A 26820-nucleotide genomic window follows, 5' to 3' on the forward strand; every position below is an offset into this window, starting at 1 on the left:
TTCCTCAATCTATTTCAAAGCTATACTTAATAACATAATCCCCTCTGAGTCATTATCATGCAAGATAAATCAATCTCTGAATCGTTAGGCTCATTCCAGATTTTAATGAAATTTATCCAGAAAAGTACGCTGGTAAATCAAGCTTCCCTTCTGGCAGGGTCCTCTATAAAAGAAGGGGCGTTCGTTTTAAAAAAGGCATTAGATGATGGGGATTCCCTCCATGCCATTTTTGATGATCCAAATTGCCAGTTATATTTGATTTATTTATTAAGAGAACATTTAATTAGCGAAGAGAAATTTTTAACAGGATACCTCTACATCAGTGTCTTGATGCAATTTAGTGAAAAACAACTAATCCATCCGGAACATGCAGATGCGCGCAGGCTGGATTGGGGGAAAACCCATGTTTTTAACAGCAAAGACAGTTCTTTATTAAGGAACTATGCAGAACACATTGAAGCAGCTTTTGATCATCATATTTCCGCTCGAGAGATTGTCAATTATTTTAATTCCGTATCGGGCAGTGAAGGTTGGATAATTGGCATGCCCTATAAACCTCATGTAAAAAATGATGATGTGAGCGGTATGATGCGCACCAACATACAGTTTTCACCTCTTTTACAGATACACTCAGACAGCAGTCAAAAATACGTGCTTATTCCCTCAATCGCGTTTTCAAAATGGTTGTTGAAAAAACTAAATCCTGAACGGCAAATAGAAATTACCCCTTGTTTCGGAAATGTGGGGATTATGAGTTTGTACGAGCATTTCCATAGTCAGAACAAACATCCGGTAACCATACATTCTGCCTATATCAAGTCAAATCCCAAGAGGATTCATCAATCTCAAGCTGGTCCTGTTCCGTTTGCTTTACATGATATATTTTTTCATTGTTTTGGCGCGAGCGCTTTTAAAAAAAATGAATATGATTTTTTAATGCAATTCATGATTCCCGCGCTACAAAAAATTGTCGATTCTGAGTCAAATGAAGTGAGAGCTATGGCAATATCTATGCGGGATATAATCAATGACTTGGCCTTCAATCCAACCAACCTTATCAATAAAAACAGTCTGGTGGAATACATCACAAACAAATTGGCATCGGATAAGTATGGCACTAATGACTTTGGGCAGTTAAATGAAGATGAATTAGTCACTTATTTTATCTTGTTACAAAAATTATGTCAGGAGCTCTATCAACATAAAGACAGGTCACCAGTGGATGTTCCCGGTTTGCTTGAGAAAGCCATTAATATGAATTTTATTCACGATGTGGAATTTGATGCTGAAGGTTCACGTGAAGAAGCATTAAAGACTGTGGCAAGTATGATATACGATCTGCAAATCTCCTCTTTATCTATAAAAGAAATGAGAAACCAATTAAATGGATCTCTGGCGTCCCGCCCCGAAATTGGTTTATTGATCAATAAAGCCGGGTTTCCCTTCCTTCCCCCGCTTCATTCATTTCCTGAAGATTTGTTACATGAAGCCCTACACCTCCTGAAAAAAGACATAGAAAACCCCCATCCGCTGCTGGGTAAAAACCAATGGGGCTTATTTTCTGAGGAGAAATCAAGCATTCATCCTGGCGGCCATTTTTCTTTTACTGAGGCCCTGCGAACAGATGCTACCGATGTTAAGGGAAACAAAAATCCCTCCTAATCGTGACTAAAAACAAGATTAATCTGGTTGCTCGCAACCATGAAATAACATGGCAAGTCTATGATTAACAATAGGGCACAAATTTACATACCATAAGGAATAAAAAATAAATGCAGGGATATAATTTACTAGATATGCTACAGGACCTGATTCACTTTATTTGGTATCAGAAAAACAAAAGCTGGGCTCCGCATTTATGCCCCTTATTATTCTCATGGTATGACCAGTTCTTTTTAAATGTTCCCCAATTACAAGAACTCGCCAAGGATCGTAACTTGTCGCTAACCCAGGATGATTTTTACGAACTCAAACATTTATATTATACAAAAGGCTGGAAAAAACTCTCCATTAAAAAAGAAGATTTATCAGCCATCTTACAGATAAAAAAAATAGAAAACAAAACTAAAGGGCAATGGTTGTATTTATCTGTGGATCCAAATGAAAAAGTACATGATTTTTATTTGGGTTTCCATGAAGCCGATGCCAGTGAATTTCTAAAACATTCTCTTGCCTCCAATGGACTACCTCCGAAGCTAAATACTTTTATGGCGGAAAAAGATAAATTGATAAAAACTACGTTGGATACAGTGCGCAATAGCCCTGATTTAGATATCTATTAAATTAATGGAAGCCCGTAATCAAGATCAAAATTTTGGACTCAGAACAGTGTGGCCTGGTTGCTACGCAACCAGAAATTTCAAAATGAATGCGCTAATTTGTGAATTGTTCAAATATCAAATTCTTAATAGCAATTCTTGATCAAGCAGATCAACTGTACTTTCATCGACAGAAGATTGTTTTTTATTTAATGCGTTGCTCTCTGCGGAGTCGTCCGAAAACAAAGACGCATGTAATGAATCCTCTACTTTTTGTCCCAGTTCCAATGCATTTTGATAAAAACTATATAATCTATCTAATTGATTGATTCTCTCTGTAGTCTGTTCTGCAAACGAGTCTACTTTTTTCACCAGGCTTTTGGTATAACCGCAAACGCCCCCATGGTGTGCCACACTTTTTTCAATCCTTTCACTTTCTTTGTCTAAAATATCCACAGTTTCATCGCATTTATCATTTAAATAACGCATGAGTAAACTTGCAGTACTACTCACGGAATTAATGGCAGAATTTACTGTTTCTTCACCAGGATTCAAGAGCAACTCTTTTGCTTTTTCTTGAACTGCTGGAATACTCTGTGACAGTTGTTGGAAGCTGGATTTAATTGATCCTGTTTCTTGAAACTGCGCATGCATTTGCATCACAGAATCTTTTTGTCTTTTAATGAAATTAGTGGTGTTTTCCAGAGTTCTTGCAAAAAAACCCTTGTCTTGGGTATCCAGAATTTGCGTCACTGATTTGATACCATTTTGAATCTCACTGATCCCGCCATCTAAGGCCTGAATGGTTTCTTCAGCTGGATTGAGGATTTTTTCAGCCAATACATCGCAAACTTTATCAACAACAGCCTTCTCAACCCGTTCTACGACTTCTTGCTTTATGTCTTCTTGTCCTATCTCTAAATCCTTTTGTAGCTCACTAACCTGATTACTAATAAAATTCTGACAGCTGACCAACATTTCCTGTATTCTTTTTGTAGATTCAGTACATATCGAAGTGTTCTCATGCTTCTTAGTCATCAGATCGCATTCTGCCATTAAATAATCGAGTTTCTTTTGCATCTCCTGAATATCCGAAGATACGCTGCCCTCTTTCCGCTCTTGCATAATTTACACCCCTACAACTTAAACTATGACCAAAATGGTTAATAAAAATCTAAGTCCATTATACGAATGCAAGCTTATGGGAGTATTAAATAGGCAGGGTGGATTGTTTTTGAGTCAGACGCAGCTCACCAACACCGCGGAAATTTATGGAGTCAGTAGTAGTGCCGTATCCAAAGCTTATGAATTTGTCACATCTAATTTTAGCTTTTTTAGGAATCAGTGGATGAATTCAGAGCCCGTACGCTATGAATTACCTCCAGACTTTGTCCCATGTTCAAAGACAACTACGTGTAATAGTTATGGTTTATCAAGTTTCCAACTAAATAATTGCATCTATATTGATTTTTTTGAGATTTAAATAAACAATCGCCACCTCTAACTTTAATTCTTTGCAGGGCAATTATGGGAAACAATGCAACACTCAAACTGGAAGCAGAAAAACAATCGGTTAATTACACAACAGCCTGGTCAATCGGCGCGCCTTCTAAATCAAGTGCCACAGTATCCGTATTAACCTATAAAGGAACAGTTTATCTGGTCACTAATGCCCATGCTGTAGCCAATGCCCATTTTTTAAAAGTGAAATTCAATCAGGGTTCACATGAAACCCCTGTCAGTGCAGTTTGGGTCGATCCAGTGATGGATGTTGCCATCCTCAAAGCTACAACCCCTGAAGAAAGTGATTTAATATTAAAAAAAATGGATCCATTAGAAATAGACATCCAATTTAAAGCTTCGTCTACCGAAGTCAATGCTTATGGATATCCTACTGGCGGTAAAACAATATCTGTCACTAAAGGCCATGTTTCCCGTACTGAAATTTCGCAAGTTGCTTTTTCACATCTCCCCGGAATTACCGTACAAACGAGTGCGCCAATTAATCCAGGCAATAGTGGAGGTCCCATTACCGTACAAGTAAACGATAAAGAAGTTTGCGTGGGCATCGTGAGTCAGGGAAACACCAGCCTAAGTAATGTGGGCTATTTTATTCCTGCATGTACGATAGTTCATGTGATAGAAAATTATGAAAAGTACAAAAAACTGAAAGATGCAGCATGCATTGATTATGTTACAGTGCCTCAGGTTTCCTTCCAATGGCAATCTTTAAAAAATCCAGCATTACGACTCGATGTCGGGATGAAGCGTAAAGATTTAGAGGAAGAGCTGACAGGGATTTATGTCACTCACGTACCCAAAAGCTCCTGTGCATTTAAAAAATTACAAGAGGGAGATGTGATTCTTGCAATCGATGGCCATCCCATGTTGTCCAATGGGAATGTTGAAGTAAAAGAATTGGAGTACCCTATATCCTTTCTCTATTTAATCCAAAGAAAGAAATACATGGACAACATGGAGTTTCTGGTACAAAGAAAAAATCTGGATGGAGAGCTGGAAACGCTCAAGATCGAGGTTAGATTAAATGAGCAATTGGGGCGTAGTCTATTTGGAACTAAAGACGGCAAACCTTTGAAATACCACATCCAACCCTCCGGGAAAAATGGAGGCTTTGTTTTCGTCAAGTGCACCCAGGCATTAATGGATACTTATAAATCGAATTATGCCACCGCCCAAAAAACCATAACCGATTATTCGAACATGCCCCCTATGTTTGCAGATTTTAGAGAATCTGCTTTAGATGAGGAGCAATATGAAATTGTGGTGTTACATCATATTCTGGCTTCTGAAGATACAGACGGATATGAAAATTTTGCCCTCAATCGAGGTTCATTATGTGAAAGCCATCGCGTCACTGAAGTCAACAATCAAAAAATTAAAAACTTACATGATTTAGTGACTTTATTGACTGAAAACGAGCAAAGCACATCTACTGTGAAATTTGCCAATGGAAAGAAAATAATTATTGCACCCCAAATGCCCAATACGAAAAAGGAACTCCAGCAGCGTTATCAAATTGCATTTTTTACCAGTGCCGCAGTGGCTTCTGGTAAGAAAGAAGCGCGTGAAGCGAAAGATGTGTTTATTAAAAAAATAAACCAATTTTATACTGAGGATAGAGTGAGCCTTTTACCATCAGAATTTAAAATGTAACCCCCCTTTATTGATGCTTTTTCCATGCAGTCGGGTAACAAATTACCCGACTAAAAACATATTCATTCCATCAAAAAGACTTTATGGGGTAACCGCTTTTAAGTCTCTTGTGATGGCGCTACTGTAGTGTTTCCCCACCCCGCAGGGTTGAATGGTACTGCTCCAAATCGACAATACAGCGCCTTAATACGGTTATTTGGGACTGTATGATGTCTTCCGTACTAATCCACTGTTGCCCCTGTGCGCGTTTGTTTAATTCAATGCGTGTATTCAATTAAAATTGGGCAATCGTTGCTTGAATGCTGGCACTGATTTCATCTTCCAGAGGTTTTGATTCCTCAAGAAATTTTTGAATCAACTCCTGATTATTTTGAATGAACTCTCTTTGTGTTTCTTCTGTCATCTTGGCCCGTTCTTCTGGTTTAAATACAAGTTGTATGATACATGCGAATCAGCAGGATCTTGAATATCCTGCACATAAATTTTTAAACCTAACCTGAGCTGTCGCTTGGTCATGAACTATCAACAGTCGTAGACAGATTAGGGAATACAACACTCCAGAGTATCCTGGGCAGCGACAACAGTTCCAGCAAATAGTGCCTTCATTAATTGTAATCCCAAATAGCAACAACCGCCCACTGCCAGACAGACTGCACCTACAGCCATGGCAACGATAAGTAAAGCAGGTGGACCCAGGATGATTCCGCATGCAGCGCCTCCTACAGCACATAGCGCACCCCCATAATAAGCGCCAGCACCCAACCCAACCAAACTACCAATTCCTGAACCAAACAAACCGAACTTTAAAAAAAGCGACATCTCGTAAGCCTCTGTTTTAAAAGGGATAAATCCTATATTCAATAAGCCCGGTTTGCAAATCATTTAAAGCAATTCGAAGATATTAAAAAATTTCATAGAGCCTCACTATGTGAGTAGCGGAGTTGAGAGTGGATTACCGCAACAATTGAGATACATCATTGAAAAAATAACTACACGATTTTACGACTCCAGTTCATGGATTAAGCTTGAAATTTAGAATTTATAGCCGTGTTATGACACTCGCTCAAAAGATTATTATAATGAGACAAAAATACTTCGATTGATGGATCATTATAGGACTCAAATAATTTCAATCTCTTAACAATTTCCTGATGGCTGATATTTTTAATGCTGATTATTTGATTAACAAATTTGTAAAATTGTTCATAAAATACAGGATCTTTTAGTTGATTCCCCATCGCAAGTTCTCCTAAATCCTCATAGGTCAAGAAAGAACCCATTCCTGACAAACATTGTAAAGTGCCCTCACGTATTTGGAAACTGTCGTCATTCAGTTGTGATTTTATAGCACTTAGAAACATGGCCTGGTGCCCTTCATCCAAATAAGGTATCAATGCACTTAAACAAAATAGCGTGCTTCGGGTCACTTTCCAATTTGTATCCTCCAAATTCGAAATCACAAGAGACAGCAAGACAGTTAAATTCATAGGTTTTAAACACGCTGCGATTTGGATCAAACTTCTGGTAGCGCTTTCTTTAACTTCGCTATGCCAGTGTTTTAAATTCTTCACTATGAGAGGAGAAAGGGAGATTAAATCTTCTTCCTGTAAAAAAGGGGCTAATGCACCGATACAATCAAAAATTTCTGTTTCACAATAACCGGGAGAAGAATTTAATAAAGCAAACAAGTGAGTGAAGAAAGGCATTAAATCCGCTCGTTCTAAATAGCACGCAAGAGTATTCAAACAACTCAGTGCCGCTTGCAATCTGTAGTGTGTTCCAATAGTAAAGGTTCGCAAGTCTAGTTTATTTGCGATGAGCGGCAGGAAAATTCTTATATCTGACTTTTGCAAATAAGGTGCTAAATTACTCAAATAATTTAAACTTAAAATACACACATTCTCGTCATCATTGGATAAACCCATCGTTAAAGAATGAAGTAAAGTGCTCAGGTTTTCTGGCGTAATATAAGACGAAAAAATAGAGAAATAGTCTATATCTGCTGCACGAACCCCATCAGTACCATTCGTTAGTCTGGTAGTTATGAGAGGAACCAGATGGACTAGTTCGGATGGATTAAGACGGGAAATAAAAGCTTTTAAAACCTGTCGTGAGGGCTCTTTTTCATCTTCGTGAACCCATTGATTTATTAAAGAAGGTATCAGATTGTTTAAATCTGCTTGGGTAAAATGGGAGGAACATGTAATCCAACATTCGAATGCTGCTTTACGAACGTTGGTATCTGCATCTCTTAATTGCTTTATTAAAGGTGAAAATAAAGGAAGTAATTCCTCTGGCTGTAATTGGTTTGCAATCAGGGTTAATAATATCAATGACTGCAGACGGTGGAACAGGTTTTTGTTATTAAGTCGAGCAGTTATTAGTGGCAGAAACGTTTTTAAATCAGAAGGTTGTAAATGATGGCATAATTTTTTCAGCAGCTGTAATGCATTTTTGTTGATTCTCTTGTCCTTCTCAATAAGCTGATTTACCACCCCAGGCAATAATTCAATGAACTGTTCTGACAAGAGAAAGGGGACAAATGCGGTAAGACAATCTAAAGCGGCATCACGGACAGCCCGATTATCATCATTTAAATGATTTTTAATCAGCGCAAACAGAGCTAAATCATTTGCTTTTGTATAAGATACATACACGCAAATCCAGCCCAATGCTTTTTGGCGAACAGTCTCATCAATATGAGTAAGCTTCCGCGCTATTAAAGGCATCAATGTGCTCAAATCGGCTTGTTTCAATCGAGGGATCAACGCTGTCAAACAATCTATAGCCTTTTGACAAACATGTATGTTGGAATATGTTGTAAGTATATTGCTCACCTCAGGAACAAATTCAGCCACATCTGTTGGGTCTAAACAAAGAGCTACATTAGATAATACAATTAACGCTTCCTGTGTATTTTTTTTAGCAGGGTATTTTAACATCATCTTTATTCTTGAAGTTAACTTTGGACTCATTTCAAAGGCCTGCTCTTTAAGTTTACTTAAGATAAATAAGGCTTGAAATTTATTTTTAAAATCAATGCAAGGATTACTGATAAATCCAGTTAAACAACAAATTAAATGCTGACGATTTCCTGTTGATGATAATGCATAACTGAGAACAGGATTATTGTTACTACATAAACTTGCGACAACTTTTTCTTGATAAAAAGCTGCATTCGCTTCCTGGTTTCTCAATAAAGTTAACGTAGCAATAAACGCTTGGCGCTTATCAATTAAGCGACATTGATGGTATAAAAATTGGGGGTCAAATTTCGAATATATAGGTATTGCAATATCTATAGGAAGGTTGGAAAAAAACTGGCTCTGAAACATTATCGAACTCGGTGGCCTAAAAAAAACTCACCAAGTATAGATAAGAGTTAAATTTATCACAAACAGTTTTCTTACGTATTGGATGGCAAATTAAATACTTCCATCAGTTTAGGAAAAATTATTTCTGTGACCCATTCTTAATTCTGGAATCGCTTCTAATTTATCTCGAATTATTTGAAAAGTGCTGTTTTCTTTTTTTGCGAAAACATCTAATACAGAAATTACAATATCATTCTTTTCATCTCCTTTCTCATCCATGCTGGCAATTACTCCCCTAATTTCGTTCAGGATGCTGACGACAGTTAAAGTTTCTTTAGGATCGATTCTTTCTATTTTTTCCCTTATTTCGCGAATGATATGGGGAGTAAACCCTTCTTGATTTTTCATCAGGTCGCTATCTAATAATTGTAAGACTTTCCTTATATTGTCTTCACGTGTTGGCGGGGAAATAGACATCACGTTGACGTAAGCTTTATCAATCTTATGTAGTGGCTTGGGCTTAATTCTGTCCTCTACTCTTTCAGAAGTGGATGTAGTTAACTCCTTTTGCCTTTGTTTCAGAACAAATAATTGACCCCTCTCAATGGAGGGCTTTAACAAACCTCTTTGCACATGAAAGAAACTTTTTAGTGCATGATCATTTTGCTCATCCAGGATGCTGTTTATATAAGCCAGCTCTTCTTGGGCAGGCAATGCTCTAAGAAAAGACACAACCTCTTCCTTGCCTTTTTTCTTCGCAAGTTTGGAAAGTAAAGAAGGATCAACCTTATCGCTGAGTAAAATAGTGAAAATTGCCTCACCCCGTGGCATTTCGGGATTTTCATTAAAAATTTTTCTTACCGCAGCATTTTGACCACCGATTGAAAAATCCATTGGAATTTTATCATTGAAAATCCGTCCTAGAAATGAACGGAACTTGAACAAATAGTCTGTCACCTGATTTATCGGGTATTCTGCCTCTGGCCCCTCAGGTAACGGTTTTGCTTTTATAATTTCCCTATCCAGTTTACCGCCACATAAAAGTAAACGAAAGAATGTTGGTCTTTTCAAAGATGATCGAAGACCCGTGAAAGTTATGTACAATGGGGTCTTCCCTTCATCATTGACTGCATCTACTTCCAATCCATTTTCTATTAAAAAATCTGCAATCTTTGCAATTTTTTCTTTTTTATTATCATTTTCACTCAGCGCAGCTAAATGCAGGAGTGAATTACCTCGACTGTCTTTTTGATGTAAATCAACTCCCAAGTCAACCAGTTGTTTTACCACTTTATATGCACCACTATCAACAGCAAGTTGGATAGGAGTCAGTCCATTTGCTAACGTTGCATGGATATTATAATCAGGTTGTTCTCTGAGAATATTTAGAACCTCTAGGGAGTCGTTTTCGAATTCAAAGGGTAATAATAGATTACCGAATAATTCAATTAAATGTTCATTACCACCAAGTACTGCTTTTTTAAAAAGTACTTTGATTTGCTCTGGTTCTCTTAACATGTATGGGTATTTCTCTAAAAGTAAATGAACCACTGCGGTGCGCCCTTTTTCAGCCGCAAGTGGTAGTATACTTTCTTTAAAATGTGAAATTGTTTTATCTTTGTATACTTTTCCTTTTACTTCTAAATGATTGAATAAATATTTGAATACTTCGTAGTGTCCAAATTCTACAGCTAAATCAAAAATGATTTTCGATTTTGCCCCCCGCGTAATGAGATCTTCAACCCATTTTTGATTGCCATATTTCACTGCCAACTCTAATTGGGACAAGCTTCCCTCATCAACTGAAGTTCGGCTCGGTGTGAATGCCCCATAAAGGGAGGGATCCTGGTTACAAATTACAGCCCATTGAGGTACTCTAAGATTTTCTTCTCCTAGTTTGGATTGGTACTGATAGGTTTTGACTTGCTGGTAAAAGAAGTCCGCTTGATCTTGTAACCCTTGACGTACTAACCAATAAGCCAAGGCAAAACCATTGGCGTCGGTTTGAATGATTTCCTCAGGGGTAAGCGTTGGAATGAGCTCAGAAATAGAGTGAGCATCTCCCTCCTTAGCCAAGGAAAATAATCGACGCATTTTGGGACTAAGCTGCTGATAATCCCTCGTGGCCGTTTGCTCAAATTCAATTTGCCAATTCACATTTCCATTTACTTTATAATAAGGGAAATGCCGTTCAAAATTATGCTTCCAAAAAAGTTGAGTTGCATCACTATCTTTTCCTATTTTTTCGTCATAACCCGTAAATTGAGGAACTCCAATACCGGTTATTTTTGGGATAATCTGTTCGTTAGCAAGATGGAACAAACGCTTGTTCAGCTTACCTATCTTTTGTAATTCAGTTAACGACATATTAGTTAAAATTAAACTTACTTGTTCATCATCCAGATCGTTTAGAGCAAAATAATCCCCTATATGACTGTTTGTTGCGTCTAATGCGAATGCATCCATGGGTTGCCATTCTAGGTGCTGCCCATCAATCAATGCACGAAAAGTATTAGAAACACCCTCTTCTTCCCCATGATGAATGCGAAATAATTTCCCCTCTTTGAGAAGAAACCGAAAAGATTTTTTTGATTCCGAATCTTCGACGTCCCAGTACTCCTTATGACTAGTCTCCCAGGCACTTTCAGGAGATTTTGCTGTTTCTGCGACCATATGATTTCCTTGTTGGCGAAATCGAACCCAGCCTGAATCAGTGGAATAATAAGGACCAATAATCACGAAACAACTCCGATATTTAACTATTTGTTTTATATTTTAGCACTTTATCGCAGCTAATTTATATTCAATTTGGAAATCATTTGTTCGCTTTGGAAAATAACTTTGATTTACAATGGTGATATGACATTTATTCACAAGGATAGAGCGATTTTTCGTTGACATATTAACTAACCCTCAAAAAAAGCTTTTTCTTTAGAAAAGATCGCATGAAGAATGAATATCCTGGATGACACGTTGTTTCCATCAAGGTTATAGAACCTAACACATAAAAGAATTGTATAGCCACCATACAAATCTTCCATTTCATTTTTAATTTTCTTATCGATAGGATACGCAGCGATCATTGGTACTTTTCCATCCTGACAACTCGCGGTGAGTCTCCTGTCTCCTTGAAACGGATGGACTGGTCTTTATGGGATATTTCTCAATAGCTATTTATGGAATAAAAATGACCGCATTGAAATTAGACGTTTTAAAAAAAAGGGCACAAATTGACAGTTGCTTTATAAAAGAATCTGAACTTCAGCAAGAAATATTACAAAAGATTCGAAATGAACTCGATTTAGAGAGGAATAAACTATCTCGTAAAGATCAAGATGCCTTTGAGAAAGTCCTTTTCTGGGGAGATTTTACAACACAGTCAAAACAATTACCCCATAGTCTTGTAACCAAGATAGTATTATATAGTAAACTCAAAGAAATATTTGAAGAGTTAGATTATTTTATCAAGGATCATTTCAATCAAGCATTTGGCAGCAAGGATAGATTAAGTCAAAAACAAACCGAGCGCATCTTAAGTAATTTTTTCAGGAATGTGGATGAGGCTATTGAACAAATCAATGGAAATAGAGCCGGATACGAGTATGTTTTAGATTTTATAAAATCAGTTCTGAATTTAGCTTGTTACATTTTGTCGTTTACTTCCCATCCTGGATTTTTTAGTACCTCAACCCAACCTTTGTATGAAGCCAAATCCAGAATCATCAAAATCATCCATTTAAAAAATGAATTAGCCCAATTATCCACCTCTGAGGCAAACGAGAAGGAAGATCGTCAGGGAACATTAAATACAGGAAAGGTATTCTGATTGTGGGTCGGGCAAAGAATGCCCGACGATGTCCATGATTCATAGATTGGTGTTTCTCATCAAAAAATTTACTCATAAACACAATGTACTTCGTTCAAAGCAGCCTCAGCTAAATCCATGGCGCATTGAAAAGTTTCTCCTTCCGTAATCACCGCACACAAGAGATTGTCATAACCATGTGGAGGCACTCTAACCCTATCATGGACTTGGCGTAAAATTTTAAAATCATTTACTCCAGGTAGTTTTGGTACTTCCTCAACATACCTCCACTCCTTAATTGTGCCATCCTCTGTCGCAAATAGGTTGCGCTCACAGGCAAATTTGTTTTTAGTGGCTTTGAGCTCAATCGGTTAGTTTAGGTTTGCTTTTGGAAAGCAATCAGACTTTTTTGAAGGTCACTTGATAGAATGAATAAGTTTGCAGTTTAAATAGTGTTTATTTCCATGATAATTTTATAATTTTTCTTCGCTTTGGCAAAATTAGGTGGCTCTACAACACCGTGTATCACTTCAACAGTTGAAGCATCTTGCGAGGAGGATTGCTGGGAGTACCTTCAATTTGAGAAATGCTTCTGCTTAGTTAATTCTATATATATTAAATTCATGTTAACCTATTGAATTCATGTAATTTCTAATGAATTTATTCGAAAATATTCTAGATTATTATTTCAAGTATTTTCACAGTATTAGGAAAGAAAATGCAGCAAAAAATTGAATTAAATGATGATTATTTAGTGCCAGACTCTCTACCTGAAATAGAAAAATATTCCTCCAAATCCGAATTAATAAATTATGCAAGTACATCCCGAAGACATTTAACTTTATTTAAACCCTTCACGGATGTTATGAAGCTGTTGCACCATGTTGTACGTAGTAATTATGTCGAAATCGAAAATATTTTAAAAAATAATTTAGGCTTAATGTGTAAACGAGGTATGGTAACGGATTGCTCTGGCCGGGCTTTTGAGGTGAGTGCCTTTGAATACGCGCTTTGGGCGTTAGATTATTACATGTGGGAAATAATGTTTCAATGCGTTACCGAGAATGAAATGGGAAATGAAATATTAGAAATATTGTTTTTTCAATATAATAAAATGACCACGCAAGGGGTAACTTATACTCTAAACGGACATTCATTCACAGAAAAACATTTTGATTTTGAAAACACCATTATTAAAGAACTGCAAATACAGGTTAACTCTCTACAGGCTATTGTAGATTCGCGTGCGGTCGATATGCAGTGGAAACAACGGGTTGGTGGTGTCCAAAAACTTCTCCCTATGCATGCTGTAATTGAGTACTGTTCTAATATGCCTTTCAAGCCTATTCCCCAGTTTAATTCTCGCCCCAAATCTTCAAAAACATTTTTTAACTGGGAAACTCATCAAGATGAATATTGGTTTTCAGCAACTTCTAAATTAGGTAGCCATATTGCAATATATAAGTGTGGACGAGGGCATGCCGTAGGGGATGATTCTGCCCAAGGGCAAGGAGTGGGAAGCGATTTAAATGCTCTCAAGATTTTATTCCAAAAAAGAGTAAAGGAACTGATTCACCTCAAATCTCAGTTTAAAAAATGGTTAGCTAGAGATATTCAATCTTCAGCCTTGCAAAATTTAGATTTAGCACCTTAAGGATTTTTCTAAATGAAAATTAAGGATAACACTTTAGAAGAAGTAGACAATGATGATTTAGAAAATGGAAATTTTAATTGTCCTCAACAAATTACCAAAATAGATTCACGAGCCTTTTATCAATGTAGCAATTTAAGAACTCTATTTCTACCCTTAACTATTACTGATATTAAAAGTGCAACATTTTGGCGTTGCACAAATTTAACCACTATTACTCTACCACGAAGTATTGAAGAAATTGGAGTCTCTGCATTTTATGGTTGTACTAATTTGGTTAGTATTTTCTTACCAGAAAGACTTACTAAAATTAGTAACTATTTATTTTATGGTTGTACCAACTTATTCATTATTTGGATACCCACGGGTATCACCTGCATTGAACATTCTGCATTTGATGGATGTACTAGTCTTAGACAGATTGTCATTGATAGTAATGATGATAAGGAAGTTGCCAGAGTCAGTGCTTTATTACCTGAAGCCTTTAGAAAATACGTTGTTAAGAACACATACATTGACTGGCTATGCCAAGCTAAAGAAGCTCTTTATCCAATAGATTTAGACTCTGATCTTCCACCAAAGCCTAGCTTGTTACCAGAGCTTAGTCATTTGATTATAAAAGAGGCTATCACCTCTGGCCTATCCTTCTTTAAAGCAAATAAAATTGACCCTGAACAGAAAATAATGGATATAGAATATAATCCTTGAAAAAGAATATTAATCAAAAATTCTTTTCAATAGAGCGGTTGCTTAAGATTAGATTAAAATGAAGCTTGATTAATGTATAGAGATTCGAACTGCTTTTCTCATTGAAATACAAATTTTTGAACATCAACTTTAGGAGTCCGTAAACCCATCGTTTTGTGAAAATAAAAAATTTGAGTAAGATAAATTTACATATTTAGTGCCATGTAACTTTTTAAATTTAGGTGCCACAATAAATATACGAAAATTATGGAAATATAAATATAATTCTTATGAACTACAAAATAAAACCCATAACCGAAAAAGACATTGAATCCTTTCGCCAAGCCGTAGGCAGTGTGGCGCGTGAAAAATTGTATTTAGCATTCCTGGATGCTCCTTCTTTTGAAATGTCGCATGAGTTTGTCTTAAACAACATCAAAGAATCCTGGCCGCAGGTGGTTGCTGTTTCTGGTGATACAGTCATTGGCTGGTGTGATATTGTGGGATCAAACCGTCATGCCTGCTCCCATGTGGGTACGCTTGGGATCGGGGTTCTTAAAGAGCATAGAGGTCATGGGATTGGTCTTGAGTTAATGAAGGAAGCCCTTTCTTTGGCGAAGAAAAGGGGGTTTACCCGTATTGAATTGGCAGTGCGCGAAGACAATTTGCGAGCCATGCATCTCTATCAAAAAATGGGTTTTGTAATAGAAGGCAAACACATACATTCTTTTTTAATTGATGGCCAATACTTTAATCAAATCTCTATGGCTTTGCTTTTTTGAGTGATGTTTTGTTAGCCTATAGGCCTATTGTTTCACGCTTGTAGCCCTTATTGTTTTTAGAGAATTCCTATGAGAAACGGTGGCCTGGATGTCTCAGTCTGAAAAATGGAATGAACGGCTATAATTAATAATAAATCGTTTGACCTTGTATATCCAAATGAACCTTCGAATTCTAGCACTTTACCTTTTTATGGCTTTTGCTGCTGCCGCCTCCGCAGAGTGCCTTCAGGACCAATATGGTGAGGTAGTTTGTGGGAAAGGTACTTGCCTTAGGGACAGTAATCTTGATGTAGTGTGCTCCCCTTATAAAAATGGTGGATGTGACAAAGACCGTTATGGGAAGGTGATTTGCGGCCCTGGCCAATGTTTACGAAACCGTGATGGCACTGTGGTTTGTTCTACCTATCCAGAAGGAGGTTGTGCCAAAGATCAATACGGGGAAGTGTTTTGTGGCGCCGGACAATGCGTGAAAGACAGAAATGGTAAAGTGGTGTGCGGTGAAGAAGGTGAGAGTTGTGAGCTTAATTCCTATGGGGAGGTGAAGTGCGGTAAGTAGCAAAAAGGATTAAATTCCATTAGGAACGTTTTATCTTAAGAAAAACTGGTGAAAGTAAGTAGTACTTCCATTATTATAATCAAACATGTTCGCTAATGCGCTAAAAGAAGGAACTCTAACTAAAGATGTGGGGTTCAGGGCAATGCCAGGAATAAAATCATGACTCACCTCATTTCGGGCTGCGCTTGCGCCATTTGAACTCCAAGGAACACCACCCGGGAAAGGGCCACTTGCTTGATCGTTAATACTTACAATTTTACCCCTCACGCTGCCCTTACAATTTGTATCTTCAAATGCAAAAACGTATCCACCTTGGTACACAGAACCATAAGCTAAAACTTGAATTGCTGAATGTACTGTATTCGTATTAGTTCTAAAATAGATAATCTAACCGGTTTGGGATTAACAGCACCAACAGTTGCACTAGGAATACTTCCATTAAACATACTGTTTTTATTATGATATAATACATTTTGTTAGTTGCTATTTCAGGTAAAATGATGTACGCCAAAAACCAGGAAAAAGTTGAACAAAATTCTGATGATAATTATTTATATTCCAATGATTCCTTGGTTCGCTTTAATAGATGGATGTATAAATGGGTAGATAGTTTAAAAAAGCAAGAATTTGAAAAAATAATTCAAAAAGCTTTATCAGAAAGGCAGCAAGGTTCCTGGAATTTATTTAGTAGAGATAGATATAGTGAAAATTTATATCAAGAGCTAAAATATGGAAATACCTCTAATTCAGATATTCTGGCTCATATCTTTAAGTCAAGTGATTCTTTTAAACCTATTTTATTTAATATCTTATTGCAAAGAATGATAACGGCTGCCTACTTTAGTAAAAATTTTGATAATGATGCTGAGTTAGTTATACAAGTTTCTAGTGACGATGCTCGCATACGATACTATTCACAATTATTATCTAATTATACAAAAGTTAATGATCAGGTTTTTTGCAACAAGATTGCTGAGCTTCAGAATTCGCAGCTAGCCAGACTCATCCAAACACCAGAAACTAACCCTCTTTATAGTTTTTTTAATTATAATAATGAAAGCCGAAAACAAGCCTTTTATCTTCCTTTAGATATAGTTTTACTTATTAATCAACATTTAGGCCCTAATAATATATATTATCAAGAAGCGAAATCTCTAATACAACTTGAGCGTTGGCCTACAAACGAAAATGAGTTTCAAACCTACAAGGTTTGTATCACAGCGATAGTTGATGAATGTATTAATAAAGTCATTGAATTAACTCGAACTAAAGTAAATGAAACAAAAAAAGATGCAAGCCCCTACGTTTCATCCCCTTGCGCACCTTAACTTTGTATTAGACTTAGATGCTTTCTTTCATAGATTTATTTTTACGACTCTGTTGCAAAAGCGAGAATATTGATCCCTAGCGTTTCCTAAAAAACATGAGGCTATTAAAATTATCGTTAAATGTCAAAATTTGTCTAATTTTAAAGTAAGTACCCATTGAGGATTCGCATGGTTCATGGTCTTTGCCAAAAATAAAACCTTATAGCAATCCGGTAGTAGTCACATTCGTAAATCCCTTCCATTTGAACTAAAATTAATGGATAAGCAATAAAAAATTTGGCGGAACATGAGCTTTCTAGGAGACGTGCCAAATAATTATAAATGTTACATAACCACGATCAGTAGAATCAATGTTCACGTTCGTTACATACGAAAGGAGAACGGATATGAAAATATTGATGGTGTTAACTTCTCATGACCAATTGGGAAATACTGGTAAAAAAACGGGTTTTTGGCTGGAAGAATTTGCTTCCCCTTATTATGTCTTTTGTGACTCAGGGATTGAATTGACCTTGGCTTCTCCCAAGGGTGGCCAGCCTCCCCTTGATCCCAAAAGCGATTTGCCAGAAAACAAAACGCATGCCATGGAGCGGTTCAAGCACGATGAGATTGCACAAAATAAATTAGCACAAACCGAAAAGCTTGCCGATATGAAGGCGGAAGATTTCGATTCCATATTCTATGTCGGAGGCCATGGGCCTTTATGGGATCTTGCTGAAAACCAGGATTCTATTCAACTGATTGAATCCTTCTATGACTCAGGCAAGCCTGTGGCTTTAGTATGCCACGCACCGGGTGTGCTTCGTCGGGTGACCTACCAAGGGGAGCCTATTGTAAAAGGCAAAAGAGTGACTGGTTTTTCAAACAGTGAAGAGGAAAATGTGCAATTAACCGATGTAGTCCCTTTTCTCGTGGAAGACGAGCTCAAACGACTGGGTGGAAAATATGAGAAAGCGCCCGATTGGCAGAGTTTTGTTCTCGTGGACGGGCTTCTTGTTACCGGGCAAAATCCGGCATCTTCTGAGGCAGCAGCACGAGCGGTACTCAAACTTATAGCGCACAGTCAAAAAGCGGCATAAGTTTTTTTAACTTATTTACTCTCTGTATGGAGCGGGTTTGGAATAACCCTTGCTCCATTATTAGACATCTCAGATATTCCGTGTAATCTTATAAACGTTTCGAAACTCTTATTCAATTAGAATTAATTTATAGCAATAACCGTTTTATTGAACTGATTGCATAGATTTATTAGATACTCTATTGATCATCAAATCACAGTATGGAGTTATGCTATGCTAAATAAAAAAAGGATTTAAATATGTACTTGATACTTAAAAAGGTGATTCGAATAATATGTGTTTTTTTCTTCCTTACTAATAGTTTTGCTGAGACCCCTGCAACGCCCATTATATGTGATCAGGATTATGCACTCTGTACTTCTGCTCGCTGTATTCCCGTACCCGGAAGTTCGACCTACGCAATTTGCGATTGTTCAGTAGAGAAAGGTAAAAGTGCTGGTTATAAATCGTGCACAGAGAGAAAGCCTGTTGAAGATAAATACAAAGTGAGGTCACTCATTTCAACGTTTTCATTTAAACAATTTGCAACTAAAAGATCAATGAATTGCCCACACGGATTACCTTGGACAAATTGTGTAGATATGTTGTGCACTGTTGACCCGCAAAATTCAAAACGTGCTTTATGTAAGTGTACGATAGAGAGAGCCCAAGCTTTTTTTACTTTTGGCGGTGATTGTAATACTAATACCTGTTCTACTGGTTTTTGGTCCGGCGCAACCAAAGCAAATGGCATTATTCTTCGAAATGCCTTAATGCAAGAAATTAGCTCGAAACCAAAGAATCCTCCCATGACTTGCCCTGCTAAAGCATCAAAAATTAAATAGAGAGGTCATTTCTGTAATGGCTTTAAAAAGGGTTTACCGTATCTTAGCCTCCAAGGATATATCGGATAATCAAAGAGAATTTTTATTGGGTATCAAGAACTCCCATTAAACTCTAATGTTCAAAGTGATATATGGACCACCTACAGAAAAATTACTATGGGTATGTTTTGCACTTGAAGTGGATAATGAACCTGAATCAATAGCGATTACGTTAGTATTTGTTTCATAACTTGATAAAGCATCAAAGTACACCGCGCCCTGATAACCAAGTTCTATAGTTAATGGGGAAGTTTGCTTAATAAGATAGGTGTAACTTAAACCTAATTTTGCATCTAAAGCAGGTACTAATTGATTCACTCCTGGGTTGGAAAGACCCTCATAATTTACATTGATTCCGGCTAAAATTAGTTCGATGGATGTACCCGTAAATTTATATTGAGCCGGTTGCATTTTGCCATAGAGAATGGAACCAGCTAATTGACCTACTAAATGAACATTATGGTAAAGGTCGTATTTATTATTCAATCCTAAGCGCGGCCCGATACCATTATAGGTCGAGGTATTGTTGAAATTAAAGATAGGTAAATCAGGCAGGCCATGAAAAGTTGAGTTGATCTCTTCTTTTAGAAACAGCGCATTTAGGCCGGTAAATATGCTGGACCCTAGATTAATAAATTTTCCCATATCCAAATGAACTGAATCGTAATTAAATTTCAGTCGTACTTTTCCCACTTTTAACAACGATATTCCTGTAATTTGGCCCGTCTGTGTTGGTGGAGTACCTGTTTGTGAAAAAGGTGATACCCATTGTGAAGAAGGATTCACAATCACTTCATCTGCATCACGAGTATTCAAGTGAGACCAGTTTAATTGAACATCAGTTCCTGGATTTAGAAAAAAATAACGCGCTCCAATATTAAAACCTGGGCTAAAATCAGGCTCTATTACATTAACACTCCAGTTCGGTGAAGGAATAGGAAGTACAGTAGTAGTAACAGACCAGCCAAAATTGCTCGCTATTGGCTGAAGATATAATGCACTCACATTAAATTCAAATCCTGGGTTCATATCAAGAATAGTAACTGTAAGCGAATTATCGTCTTTCATAGGTGCAGCAAAACTCGAAGTAACCAGTAGGGCCAAGATAAATTTAATAAAAAATTTGTTAATTGTATTCATATAACCAAGTATCCTTTCTTAGAGCTATAGGTATGTATTTCGTAGAATAAGGTAATGAACCTCAGGCATTCATTGATAATTAATATCGGACATTCAAAGAGTTAGTTTTGTAGTTCGTGGTTTAAGCCGGCAATCATAACATATTAATTATAAATAGGAAGTTAGGTTCTCATGACTTAAAATTATATTAATTTAAAATGGTCTGGGGTTGTGTGATAAACCACCAATTTGTTTGCAGAAAAAAAGCATTGATTAGCCATAGGGTTAAGGAGCATCTATCCGTTGCAAACCTTAGTGTCAAAAAACTACTTCCTTGTAAGATAGTCGGTTATGAACCCATGGCCGGACTTATATTTTTCTCTTTGAATTTATCTAATTCGGCTTCGAGAGACTGAACTTTTCGACTGGCTCCATCAAGCAATTGCGAAATAGATGTCAGAAACATATACCGATCTACCCCACGATCATTATTGTCTTTGACCTCAGTTTCGAGTTCCTGAAGACGTTTTTGTGCATCTTTTAGTTCTTTTTCTATGTCGCTTTTTGATTTCATTGTTTTTTTCTCCGTTTATTACCTAATTAAAAATTAATTTAAGTAACCTCTGCAGGAGGTGTCCCGCATTTTTTACCTTATTTCATAGGCCAAAGCAAATTTTTGCAGGGAACACAGGAGTTCTTATTCACTCAATCACATCAATAAATTTTTTGAAAAAGAAAGCTCTTTTTTTCCCAGGATGCCAATCCTCGTAAACTCCACCAGATCTTTGTTGGTGATGCATTTCCAATTTTGTTGATTATGGACATATTGATTTCTCTTTAACTGAAATACGGATGGGGTAAATGCAGCAATATTTTTTTTCTTTTCCGGGGTTCTTGCCGAGAAATAAACGAAGGATTCCACGCCCTCCTCACGCATGTTGGAACCTAATGCTTGACTGTATTCATAGGTGTCTTTATGGGAAATTTCTTTGGTATATTGATTAAATGGATCTTCGGTTAAGTCGACACCCGATTTGCACTCAATTGCTGCAGTAAATGCGGTCATGGACAGCTCCACATAACCTAAATCGGCATCCGTGTCTGAAAAAAATTTCAATCGATAATAAGCCACTTCGGTAAAAGAAGTGTCCAGATCAAAGGAACCGTACCACAGAGAGGGCTCGTATGTTTTACCAAAACGAGAACCATAAGCTAAGGGCGGATATCGAAAAGGAGTAAAGATTAAATAGTTTTTTGTTTTTTCTATTTTGGGTTTTGAGCTCTCAATTAATTCTTCAAGTAATTCATGCTCTTCTCTTGAATCCACTAAATCCCGTGCGCTCAAAACATGTTGTGCTTCCACCACCCGCCACGGCTCAGCAGCGAGGGGCTTAATAAATTGACATCCCTGACATAATTTCCAAAGGTTCATAACTTACCACGCATGGCATCAATGTAATGGACTACTTCGACAATACCCGTAATACTTTTTAAGTGCTCTATGGGTTTTTTATTAAAATATTTGTTCGTGCTGTTTAGCCATAGTTTGGCTTTTTCATGATTATTTCCGAGAAGTGCATTGAGCCCCCGATATACTCTTAATAAAAGTAATGCGAACTCCCCTTCTTTTGTTGTAGGCGATAAAAAAGATTTCCCTTGATTTAAGCGGGTTATCGTAGATTCACTAATCCCTAAAATTTGACATAAATCTTTGCCTTTTAAATCGTAAAACCGCGCTAAATTTAAAATAGCTTTGGTTAATACAATTTCCTTTTCATGTTTTAAAGAGGCTTTCATGATATGCTCTGCTGATGTATTTCATATGAAATTATAATGCAATTTTATTTCATTTGCAAAAAAAGTTCTCAATATAAATTTATTTATTATCCAAAATGAAATAGTTGACTGGAATAAAGTAAGCCCTTCGTGGTAGTAAATTGGGGGAGTAAAATAGGAGCATCGTACCTGATGGATTGATTACCGGGCAGTTGGGCTTAAAAAGCCACCCCGCGCCCCCCTATTAAATCGACATTGGAGCAGCAACAGTTTCCATATTTTGTTGGGTACATGCATCAGTCTGATGGTGGATTTCTTCTTTTAGATCCTTTTCCATCTGATCATAGGTCCGTTGCGTCCCTGAATTTATTTTAAATCCAACCGCTTCAACAAATTTGCTGAAAAGACACTGATCTCTCTTTTCATTAAATAAATCATGGTTTGCTTTTCGATGTAGCGTTATTTTCTCCAGGAGATTGGTTAGCGACAATTGTGGTTCACCGGCTAATTCTTTATACAATTGTTTCAAAGCCTCAAATTTCTTGCGGGTTACATCAGAACCACTTTGTTTTTTGGGAAGATCTTCAAGTTTTTTATAAAGCTTCTCAAGCACTTTCATCTGGGTTGGATTGAGCTGAAAACAATTTGGAGGCGGCGGAAGAATATAGAAAGTACCTGGATTTAATTTGCTACAACTTAAAGTGGTCTTGTAATCGAGTTCCATCAGAAAGAGCGAGGGAACTTTTGGGGCATAGGGCAATGGATATTGAAGTAGATCATATGCAGTAGTCCGGCAGGTATTTGATGCATTGATTTCTTTGGATCGGGCAATAATCTGCTGCCGCTCTTGTTCTGATCTCAGGGTGCTTATTTCATTGAAAGAATGAATATTTTTATAAGTAAACGTGACTTGCCCTCCCTCTTCATCCTCCGGGATATAGCAACTGATGCCCTGTCTTAATTTACGGACTCCCAGTTCAGGATAAGTCAAATATTTATCCTCGCCAACGGGATCATTCCTATCCTGATAATGGGCTAGCTGGTTGTGATGAATATCCCGGGTGATGGCGATAAACTCTTTATATTGTTTCAAAGTAATAGAGTAGGATTGATAACTGAGCCCAATCATACGATTTTTATCGAAATCAAACTCATCTAATAAAGAGGCATCGCTATGATGAAAAATATTTTTTCCAAAAATCGTAAAACGGTTCGTACACCTAACCCCAAATTGTTTGTCAATGAGATTCCCCTTACCGACTCTCGCTAAAATTTCCGGATGGCCATTTATCATGACACCCACCATGATAAAACTGTGTACCCCTTTTTTAGCAATGGAGATAAAAAATTCACTGTCTTTATGTACGGTAATGGGTTCTGGCATAAGCACAATAAAAGAGAAAACAGTGTGGGCATTATAAAACCATATGGTCGCAAATAATACTGTTTGCTTTAAAAATATTTTTTATCTGCCTCGTGTATTCACTCACGTAGGTAACGCTTCAAAACGCGGCAAATGGATGAGTTTGTCTTCCCAGGATGCACGGCTTGCAATGAAAATATGGGCAGTCGGTTCCAGATCGCATTCTTTATCCAATGTGCCTGCAGGTAATACGACATAACCTCTCTCGTCTTGCCTTGGAACCGGACTACCGCAGGTGGTACAAAAAGTACGTTCTTTTCTTGTATGCTCCAATCTAAAATAAGTGATGTTTTCTTGTCCCTTTTCCCAGATTAATTGGGCGTCATCAAAGAAAACAGTTGCTCCATGGTTTGAACCGGTCTCTTTTCTACATCGGCTGCAATGGCACAAGTACATGGCTTGTGGTTTTTTTCCGGTAATCACATAATGGCATGCACCACACAAACAACTGCCTGTGTATCGATTCATCTTTATTACTCCTTTTATAGTAAGAACTCTGATGGGTTATTTTTTTAAGCGGTTCTCGTGAGCATGTGCCGATACATGTTTCAATTGCTCTTGGGTAACATCAAATAACTTTTGACCGGCAGCCATACCCACAGCAACACGTGTTGTTCCCCAGCCGATTCTAAGCCTTTGTTGAAAGAAACTTAACTGACTCAAAAAAGACAATGGCCGTTTGTTTGCTTCATTCATGAGTTGTTTTAATGACGCCAACATGAAAGGTGCTTTTTGCCTGGGTGAAGTTGCGTACTGCATGTTACGAACATAATTAAAAGGACTTGATGCAATGGTAGCAATGCCTGCAGCACATGCATTATAAAAGAATTCCCATGAGGGCATATAGGGTTCAGGATTTTGATTCCCTTCTTTTTTAACCTGATTTTTCATCAAATGGCGTAACATTTCATAAGTACTGCCAAACACCATATCACGGGTCATGGTTGCGGTGGTTCCCTTGATAAATGGTTTGTAGCCGCCATGAGTCCACATGTCATAAACACTGGATCGAAAAGAGGCTTTTTCTTTTCCCCATGTATGGTATTTCACAGCAGAAATACTATTCGTCATGGCGCCGCCAATACTGCCTGCAGCCATACCAACATAAAAATGAGCTGCTGTTGGGTTCAAACCCAAGTTCTGATGTAGATAGGGAAGCATGTAAGTGTTTAATTCACCTTGCGCAATGAAATAAATACTCCCTAAGAATGCCCGTTGCACTAATGCTTGAGAGAAACCTTGATAAGGCGCAGTAAAATTCTCCCATGACAGAAAGGGGCGATTATATTTCACGGATAAATATAAAGCGCGATCCCAAGGGTTAAATAACCCGGAATTGGCAACACCTGCAATCAATCCACTGGCCACATCAATATTCAATTTTTGTTTTTTATTTAATTTTGTATCGGACGGCTTCGATTGAGCAGATGTTCCACTTTCTTGCCCCATAACTGCTCCCACGCGTTAATTTTTGAGTGAGCATTATATTGGATATTGTAAAAAAAACTAAGGCAACCCAGAGGAAGTCGCCTTAAATATTTTTATAGCTCCATGGTGTACAGTCTTGTATCTTCTGAATTTACCCCAGATTTGGTGGCTTGCAGTTCTTTTTTATAATTTTGGGTTACTGTTTGCATTGGCGCATTGTCTTGATTCGAAGAGACAAAGGTATCTTTAAATAGATCGGTGAGTTTTGCATGGAATGCATGTTTTGCATCATGAACTTGTTTGCGATACATCATCGCAATTCTTGCATCCTGCACCCGTTGTGCATCCTCTAATTTTGTGGGCAAAACCAGAGGTAACTCACTGGCCGTGTTTAAATATTTCTCGAGCGCTTTTGGCGACACGCCCTGCTTGATGTATTCATCGGCGATTAATTCCCAAGCCCAAAAATCTTCAAGATTGAAGGACAGCTCATTTTTATGTTCCTGCAACAGGTGCTCTATTTTTTCAAAATCGCCATGGCGCGCATAGGCAAGCATTCGTTGGGGGATGGATAACGCTTGCGCTACTTTCACTAAATCTTTGGAATCGATAGATACATTATGGATTACCGGCTCCAGACCGAGTTTTAAAGCACATACGTTCACCGACCTAATGTTTGCTGGCGAAAAATAAGCATGGGTGAAAGTCACAAAATCCTTGAAATCAACTTCATGACCATGATGTATTGCATCGAATAATTCCTGGGTGTGTTTTCCAGTGTCGTGTTTGATGACACTACCTACTTTAAATTGCCAGGTATCCTGTTCATCTTTGTAAAAGAGAATGTTTTCAAATCCCATGGCATCCATGATGATGTCTGTCCTTTGATAAAAGTCCCGATAATGGTTCAGAAACTCAACCATGACGTCTCTTAGACTGGGATCTGTTTCAAGACGTTGTAAAATGGCACCGATACGCGGGTCAATTTTCTCATAATCTTTTAAATGAAAATCAGGTGCAGATTCTTTATGAATTAAAGTTTGGTTCATTTGAGCGAACAACGTCCCATGGTGTTCGATTAGGTAAGGATCAAGTTCCGCAGGCTCCATTTTAAAATCAAATTTAACTTTCGCTTTAAAGCATGGTTCATAAGGTACGAGTGACACTGCTGAAATTTGAATCTCCTTACCTGGAAGAAGCACTGGGAGATTAAAATGTTGTTCCCGGATACATCTTTGTTTCCCATGCCTATCAAAACATTCATATAAAACCGCATATTTTTTCTCTAAAATCTCGAGTTCTTCCGCGTCAGGATTTTGTTTCATGACTTTAATCACATAAGGCGCATCGGGAAAACGATACAAGACATGAGTCCCTCCTTCTGCAATACGATGGGCTTTGGTTAAATCAATTGCACCCGATTCTGTTTTGGGCGCAGAATGAAATTGGCTTTGCAAGATAGAGGGATCAGTGCTGATTTGAAATGAGGGCAAATCTTCTTTTTTAGATAATTCAATGGACTCTTGCATGGTTCAAATTCTCTGAGATTAAATAGCCTCTATTATATGGAGCAAAAT

The 26820-nt window shown here is 37.5% G+C and carries 26 protein-coding genes; 11 read left to right on the forward strand and 15 right to left on the reverse strand.

The features are described 5' to 3' along the window. The first annotated feature begins 57 nt into the window (after positions 1-57). Positions 58-1662 (forward strand): hypothetical protein, encoded by a 1605-nt coding sequence (locus tag BU07_RS0101100; protein ID WP_031562805.1) that lies wholly within the window; start codon positions 58-60, stop codon positions 1660-1662. A gap of 110 nt (positions 1663-1772) precedes the next feature. Continuing rightward, the gene (locus BU07_RS0101105) at positions 1773-2282 is read left to right on the forward strand and encodes a hypothetical protein (RefSeq protein ID WP_031562806.1); all 510 of its coding nucleotides are present in this window, start codon (positions 1773-1775) and stop codon (positions 2280-2282) included. A 114-nt stretch (positions 2283-2396) separates the two neighbouring features. Here BU07_RS0101105 and BU07_RS0101110 read toward each other — a convergent pair whose 3' ends face one another. Next, positions 2397-3383 carry a hypothetical protein gene (locus tag BU07_RS0101110; protein ID WP_031562808.1) on the reverse strand — a complete coding sequence of 329 codons (987 nt, stop codon included), beginning with the start codon at positions 3381-3383 and terminating at the stop codon, positions 2397-2399. Between the two features lie 402 nt (positions 3384-3785). Here BU07_RS0101110 and BU07_RS0101115 point away from each other — a divergent pair, with 402 nt between their 5' ends. Continuing rightward, the gene (locus BU07_RS0101115) at positions 3786-5432 is read left to right on the forward strand and encodes a S1C family serine protease (RefSeq protein WP_031562810.1); all 1647 of its coding nucleotides are present in this window, start codon (positions 3786-3788) and stop codon (positions 5430-5432) included. A gap of 274 nt (positions 5433-5706) precedes the next feature. Here the strand turns inward: BU07_RS0101115 and BU07_RS17775 are convergent, their stop codons facing one another. The 4 genes from BU07_RS17775 to BU07_RS0101135 all read right to left on the reverse strand — a co-directional run bounded on the left by BU07_RS17775 (position 5707) and on the right by BU07_RS0101135 (position 11485). Then, a complete protein-coding gene (locus tag BU07_RS17775; RefSeq protein WP_278030595.1) occupies positions 5707-5835 on the reverse strand; it encodes a hypothetical protein in 129 nt (42 codons plus the stop codon). Positions 5836-5972: 137 nt separating this feature from the next. Further along, the gene (locus BU07_RS0101125; protein ID WP_031562812.1) at positions 5973-6314 is read right to left on the reverse strand and encodes a hypothetical protein; all 342 of its coding nucleotides are present in this window, start codon (positions 6312-6314) and stop codon (positions 5973-5975) included. A gap of 137 nt (positions 6315-6451) precedes the next feature. Then, positions 6452-8767 (reverse strand): HEAT repeat domain-containing protein, encoded by a 2316-nt coding sequence (locus tag BU07_RS0101130; RefSeq protein WP_031562814.1) that lies wholly within the window; start codon positions 8765-8767, stop codon positions 6452-6454. A gap of 108 nt (positions 8768-8875) precedes the next feature. After that, a complete protein-coding gene (locus BU07_RS0101135) occupies positions 8876-11485 on the reverse strand; it encodes an ankyrin repeat domain-containing protein (protein ID WP_031562816.1) in 2610 nt (869 codons plus the stop codon). Positions 11486-11933: 448 nt separating this feature from the next. On the opposite strand from BU07_RS0101135, the gene BU07_RS0101145 reads away from it, so the two are divergent. Next, positions 11934-12572: a hypothetical protein gene (locus BU07_RS0101145; protein ID WP_031562819.1), complete on the forward strand. Its 639-nt coding sequence runs from the start codon at positions 11934-11936 to the stop codon at positions 12570-12572. 68 nt (positions 12573-12640) lie between these two features. Here BU07_RS0101145 and BU07_RS17840 read toward each other — a convergent pair whose 3' ends face one another. Beyond that, positions 12641-12919: a hypothetical protein gene (locus BU07_RS17840; RefSeq protein WP_162173974.1), complete on the reverse strand. Its 279-nt coding sequence runs from the start codon at positions 12917-12919 to the stop codon at positions 12641-12643. A 497-nt stretch (positions 12920-13416) separates the two neighbouring features. Here BU07_RS17840 and BU07_RS0101150 point away from each other — a divergent pair, with 497 nt between their 5' ends. From BU07_RS0101150 to BU07_RS0101165, 4 genes are all read left to right on the forward strand, one after another. Then, positions 13417-14205, forward strand: coding sequence for an F-box protein (locus BU07_RS0101150; protein WP_248616614.1), 789 nt, complete (start codon positions 13417-13419; stop codon positions 14203-14205). Between the two features lie 12 nt (positions 14206-14217). Next, positions 14218-14910: a leucine-rich repeat domain-containing protein gene (locus BU07_RS16925; protein WP_051635434.1), complete on the forward strand. Its 693-nt coding sequence runs from the start codon at positions 14218-14220 to the stop codon at positions 14908-14910. A gap of 269 nt (positions 14911-15179) precedes the next feature. Beyond that, entirely contained in the window at positions 15180-15671 is a 492-nt protein-coding gene (locus BU07_RS0101160) for a GNAT family N-acetyltransferase (RefSeq protein WP_031562825.1), read from the forward strand. A 157-nt stretch (positions 15672-15828) separates the two neighbouring features. Next, positions 15829-16227 (forward strand): hypothetical protein, encoded by a 399-nt coding sequence (locus BU07_RS0101165; protein WP_133134448.1) that lies wholly within the window; start codon positions 15829-15831, stop codon positions 16225-16227. A 30-nt stretch (positions 16228-16257) separates the two neighbouring features. On the opposite strand, the gene BU07_RS0101170 is transcribed toward BU07_RS0101165, so the two are convergent. Next, a complete protein-coding gene (locus BU07_RS0101170; protein ID WP_133134449.1) occupies positions 16258-16494 on the reverse strand; it encodes a hypothetical protein in 237 nt (78 codons plus the stop codon). Between the two features lie 206 nt (positions 16495-16700). On the opposite strand from BU07_RS0101170, the gene BU07_RS0101175 reads away from it, so the two are divergent. The 3 genes from BU07_RS0101175 to BU07_RS0101185 all read left to right on the forward strand — a co-directional run bounded on the left by BU07_RS0101175 (position 16701) and on the right by BU07_RS0101185 (position 19458). Then, positions 16701-17555, forward strand: a complete 855-nt coding sequence (locus BU07_RS0101175) for a hypothetical protein (protein ID WP_133134450.1) — start codon at positions 16701-16703, stop codon at positions 17553-17555. A gap of 386 nt (positions 17556-17941) precedes the next feature. Then, entirely contained in the window at positions 17942-18634 is a 693-nt protein-coding gene (locus BU07_RS0101180) for a type 1 glutamine amidotransferase domain-containing protein (RefSeq protein WP_031562833.1), read from the forward strand. A gap of 239 nt (positions 18635-18873) precedes the next feature. Further along, positions 18874-19458 (forward strand): hypothetical protein, encoded by a 585-nt coding sequence (locus tag BU07_RS0101185; protein WP_031562835.1) that lies wholly within the window; start codon positions 18874-18876, stop codon positions 19456-19458. A gap of 105 nt (positions 19459-19563) precedes the next feature. Here the strand turns inward: BU07_RS0101185 and BU07_RS0101190 are convergent, their stop codons facing one another. The 8 genes from BU07_RS0101190 to BU07_RS0101225 form a co-directional block, all read right to left on the reverse strand. Next, positions 19564-20637, reverse strand: a complete 1074-nt coding sequence (locus BU07_RS0101190) for an Lpg1974 family pore-forming outer membrane protein (protein ID WP_031562837.1) — start codon at positions 20635-20637, stop codon at positions 19564-19566. 328 nt (positions 20638-20965) lie between these two features. Next, complete coding sequence (locus BU07_RS0101195; RefSeq protein WP_031562839.1) at positions 20966-21190, reverse strand: hypothetical protein; 225 nt, start codon at positions 21188-21190, stop codon at positions 20966-20968. Positions 21191-21325: 135 nt separating this feature from the next. After that, on the reverse strand, positions 21326-22048 hold the full coding sequence (locus tag BU07_RS0101200) for an RES family NAD+ phosphorylase (protein WP_031562841.1): 723 nt from the start codon (positions 22046-22048) through the stop codon (positions 21326-21328). Beyond that, positions 22045-22413, reverse strand: a complete 369-nt coding sequence (locus tag BU07_RS0101205) for an antitoxin Xre/MbcA/ParS toxin-binding domain-containing protein (RefSeq protein ID WP_031562842.1) — start codon at positions 22411-22413, stop codon at positions 22045-22047. The genes BU07_RS0101200 and BU07_RS0101205 overlap by 4 nt, the downstream gene beginning before the upstream one ends. Positions 22414-22636: 223 nt before the next feature. After that, complete coding sequence (locus BU07_RS0101210; protein WP_051635435.1) at positions 22637-23776, reverse strand: hypothetical protein; 1140 nt, start codon at positions 23774-23776, stop codon at positions 22637-22639. Positions 23777-23878: 102 nt separating this feature from the next. Further along, complete coding sequence (locus BU07_RS0101215; RefSeq protein ID WP_031562847.1) at positions 23879-24283, reverse strand: GFA family protein; 405 nt, start codon at positions 24281-24283, stop codon at positions 23879-23881. A 36-nt stretch (positions 24284-24319) separates the two neighbouring features. Next, positions 24320-25264, reverse strand: a complete 945-nt coding sequence (locus tag BU07_RS0101220) for an MC/SLC25 family protein (RefSeq protein ID WP_031562849.1) — start codon at positions 25262-25264, stop codon at positions 24320-24322. A gap of 92 nt (positions 25265-25356) precedes the next feature. Continuing rightward, a complete protein-coding gene (locus tag BU07_RS0101225; protein ID WP_051635436.1) occupies positions 25357-26772 on the reverse strand; it encodes a hypothetical protein in 1416 nt (471 codons plus the stop codon). Between the last annotated feature and the right edge of the window lie 48 nt (positions 26773-26820).

It is taken from the genome of Legionella wadsworthii DSM 21896 = ATCC 33877, from assembly GCF_000701265.1.
Lineage (GTDB): Bacteria > Pseudomonadota > Gammaproteobacteria > Legionellales > Legionellaceae > Legionella > Legionella wadsworthii.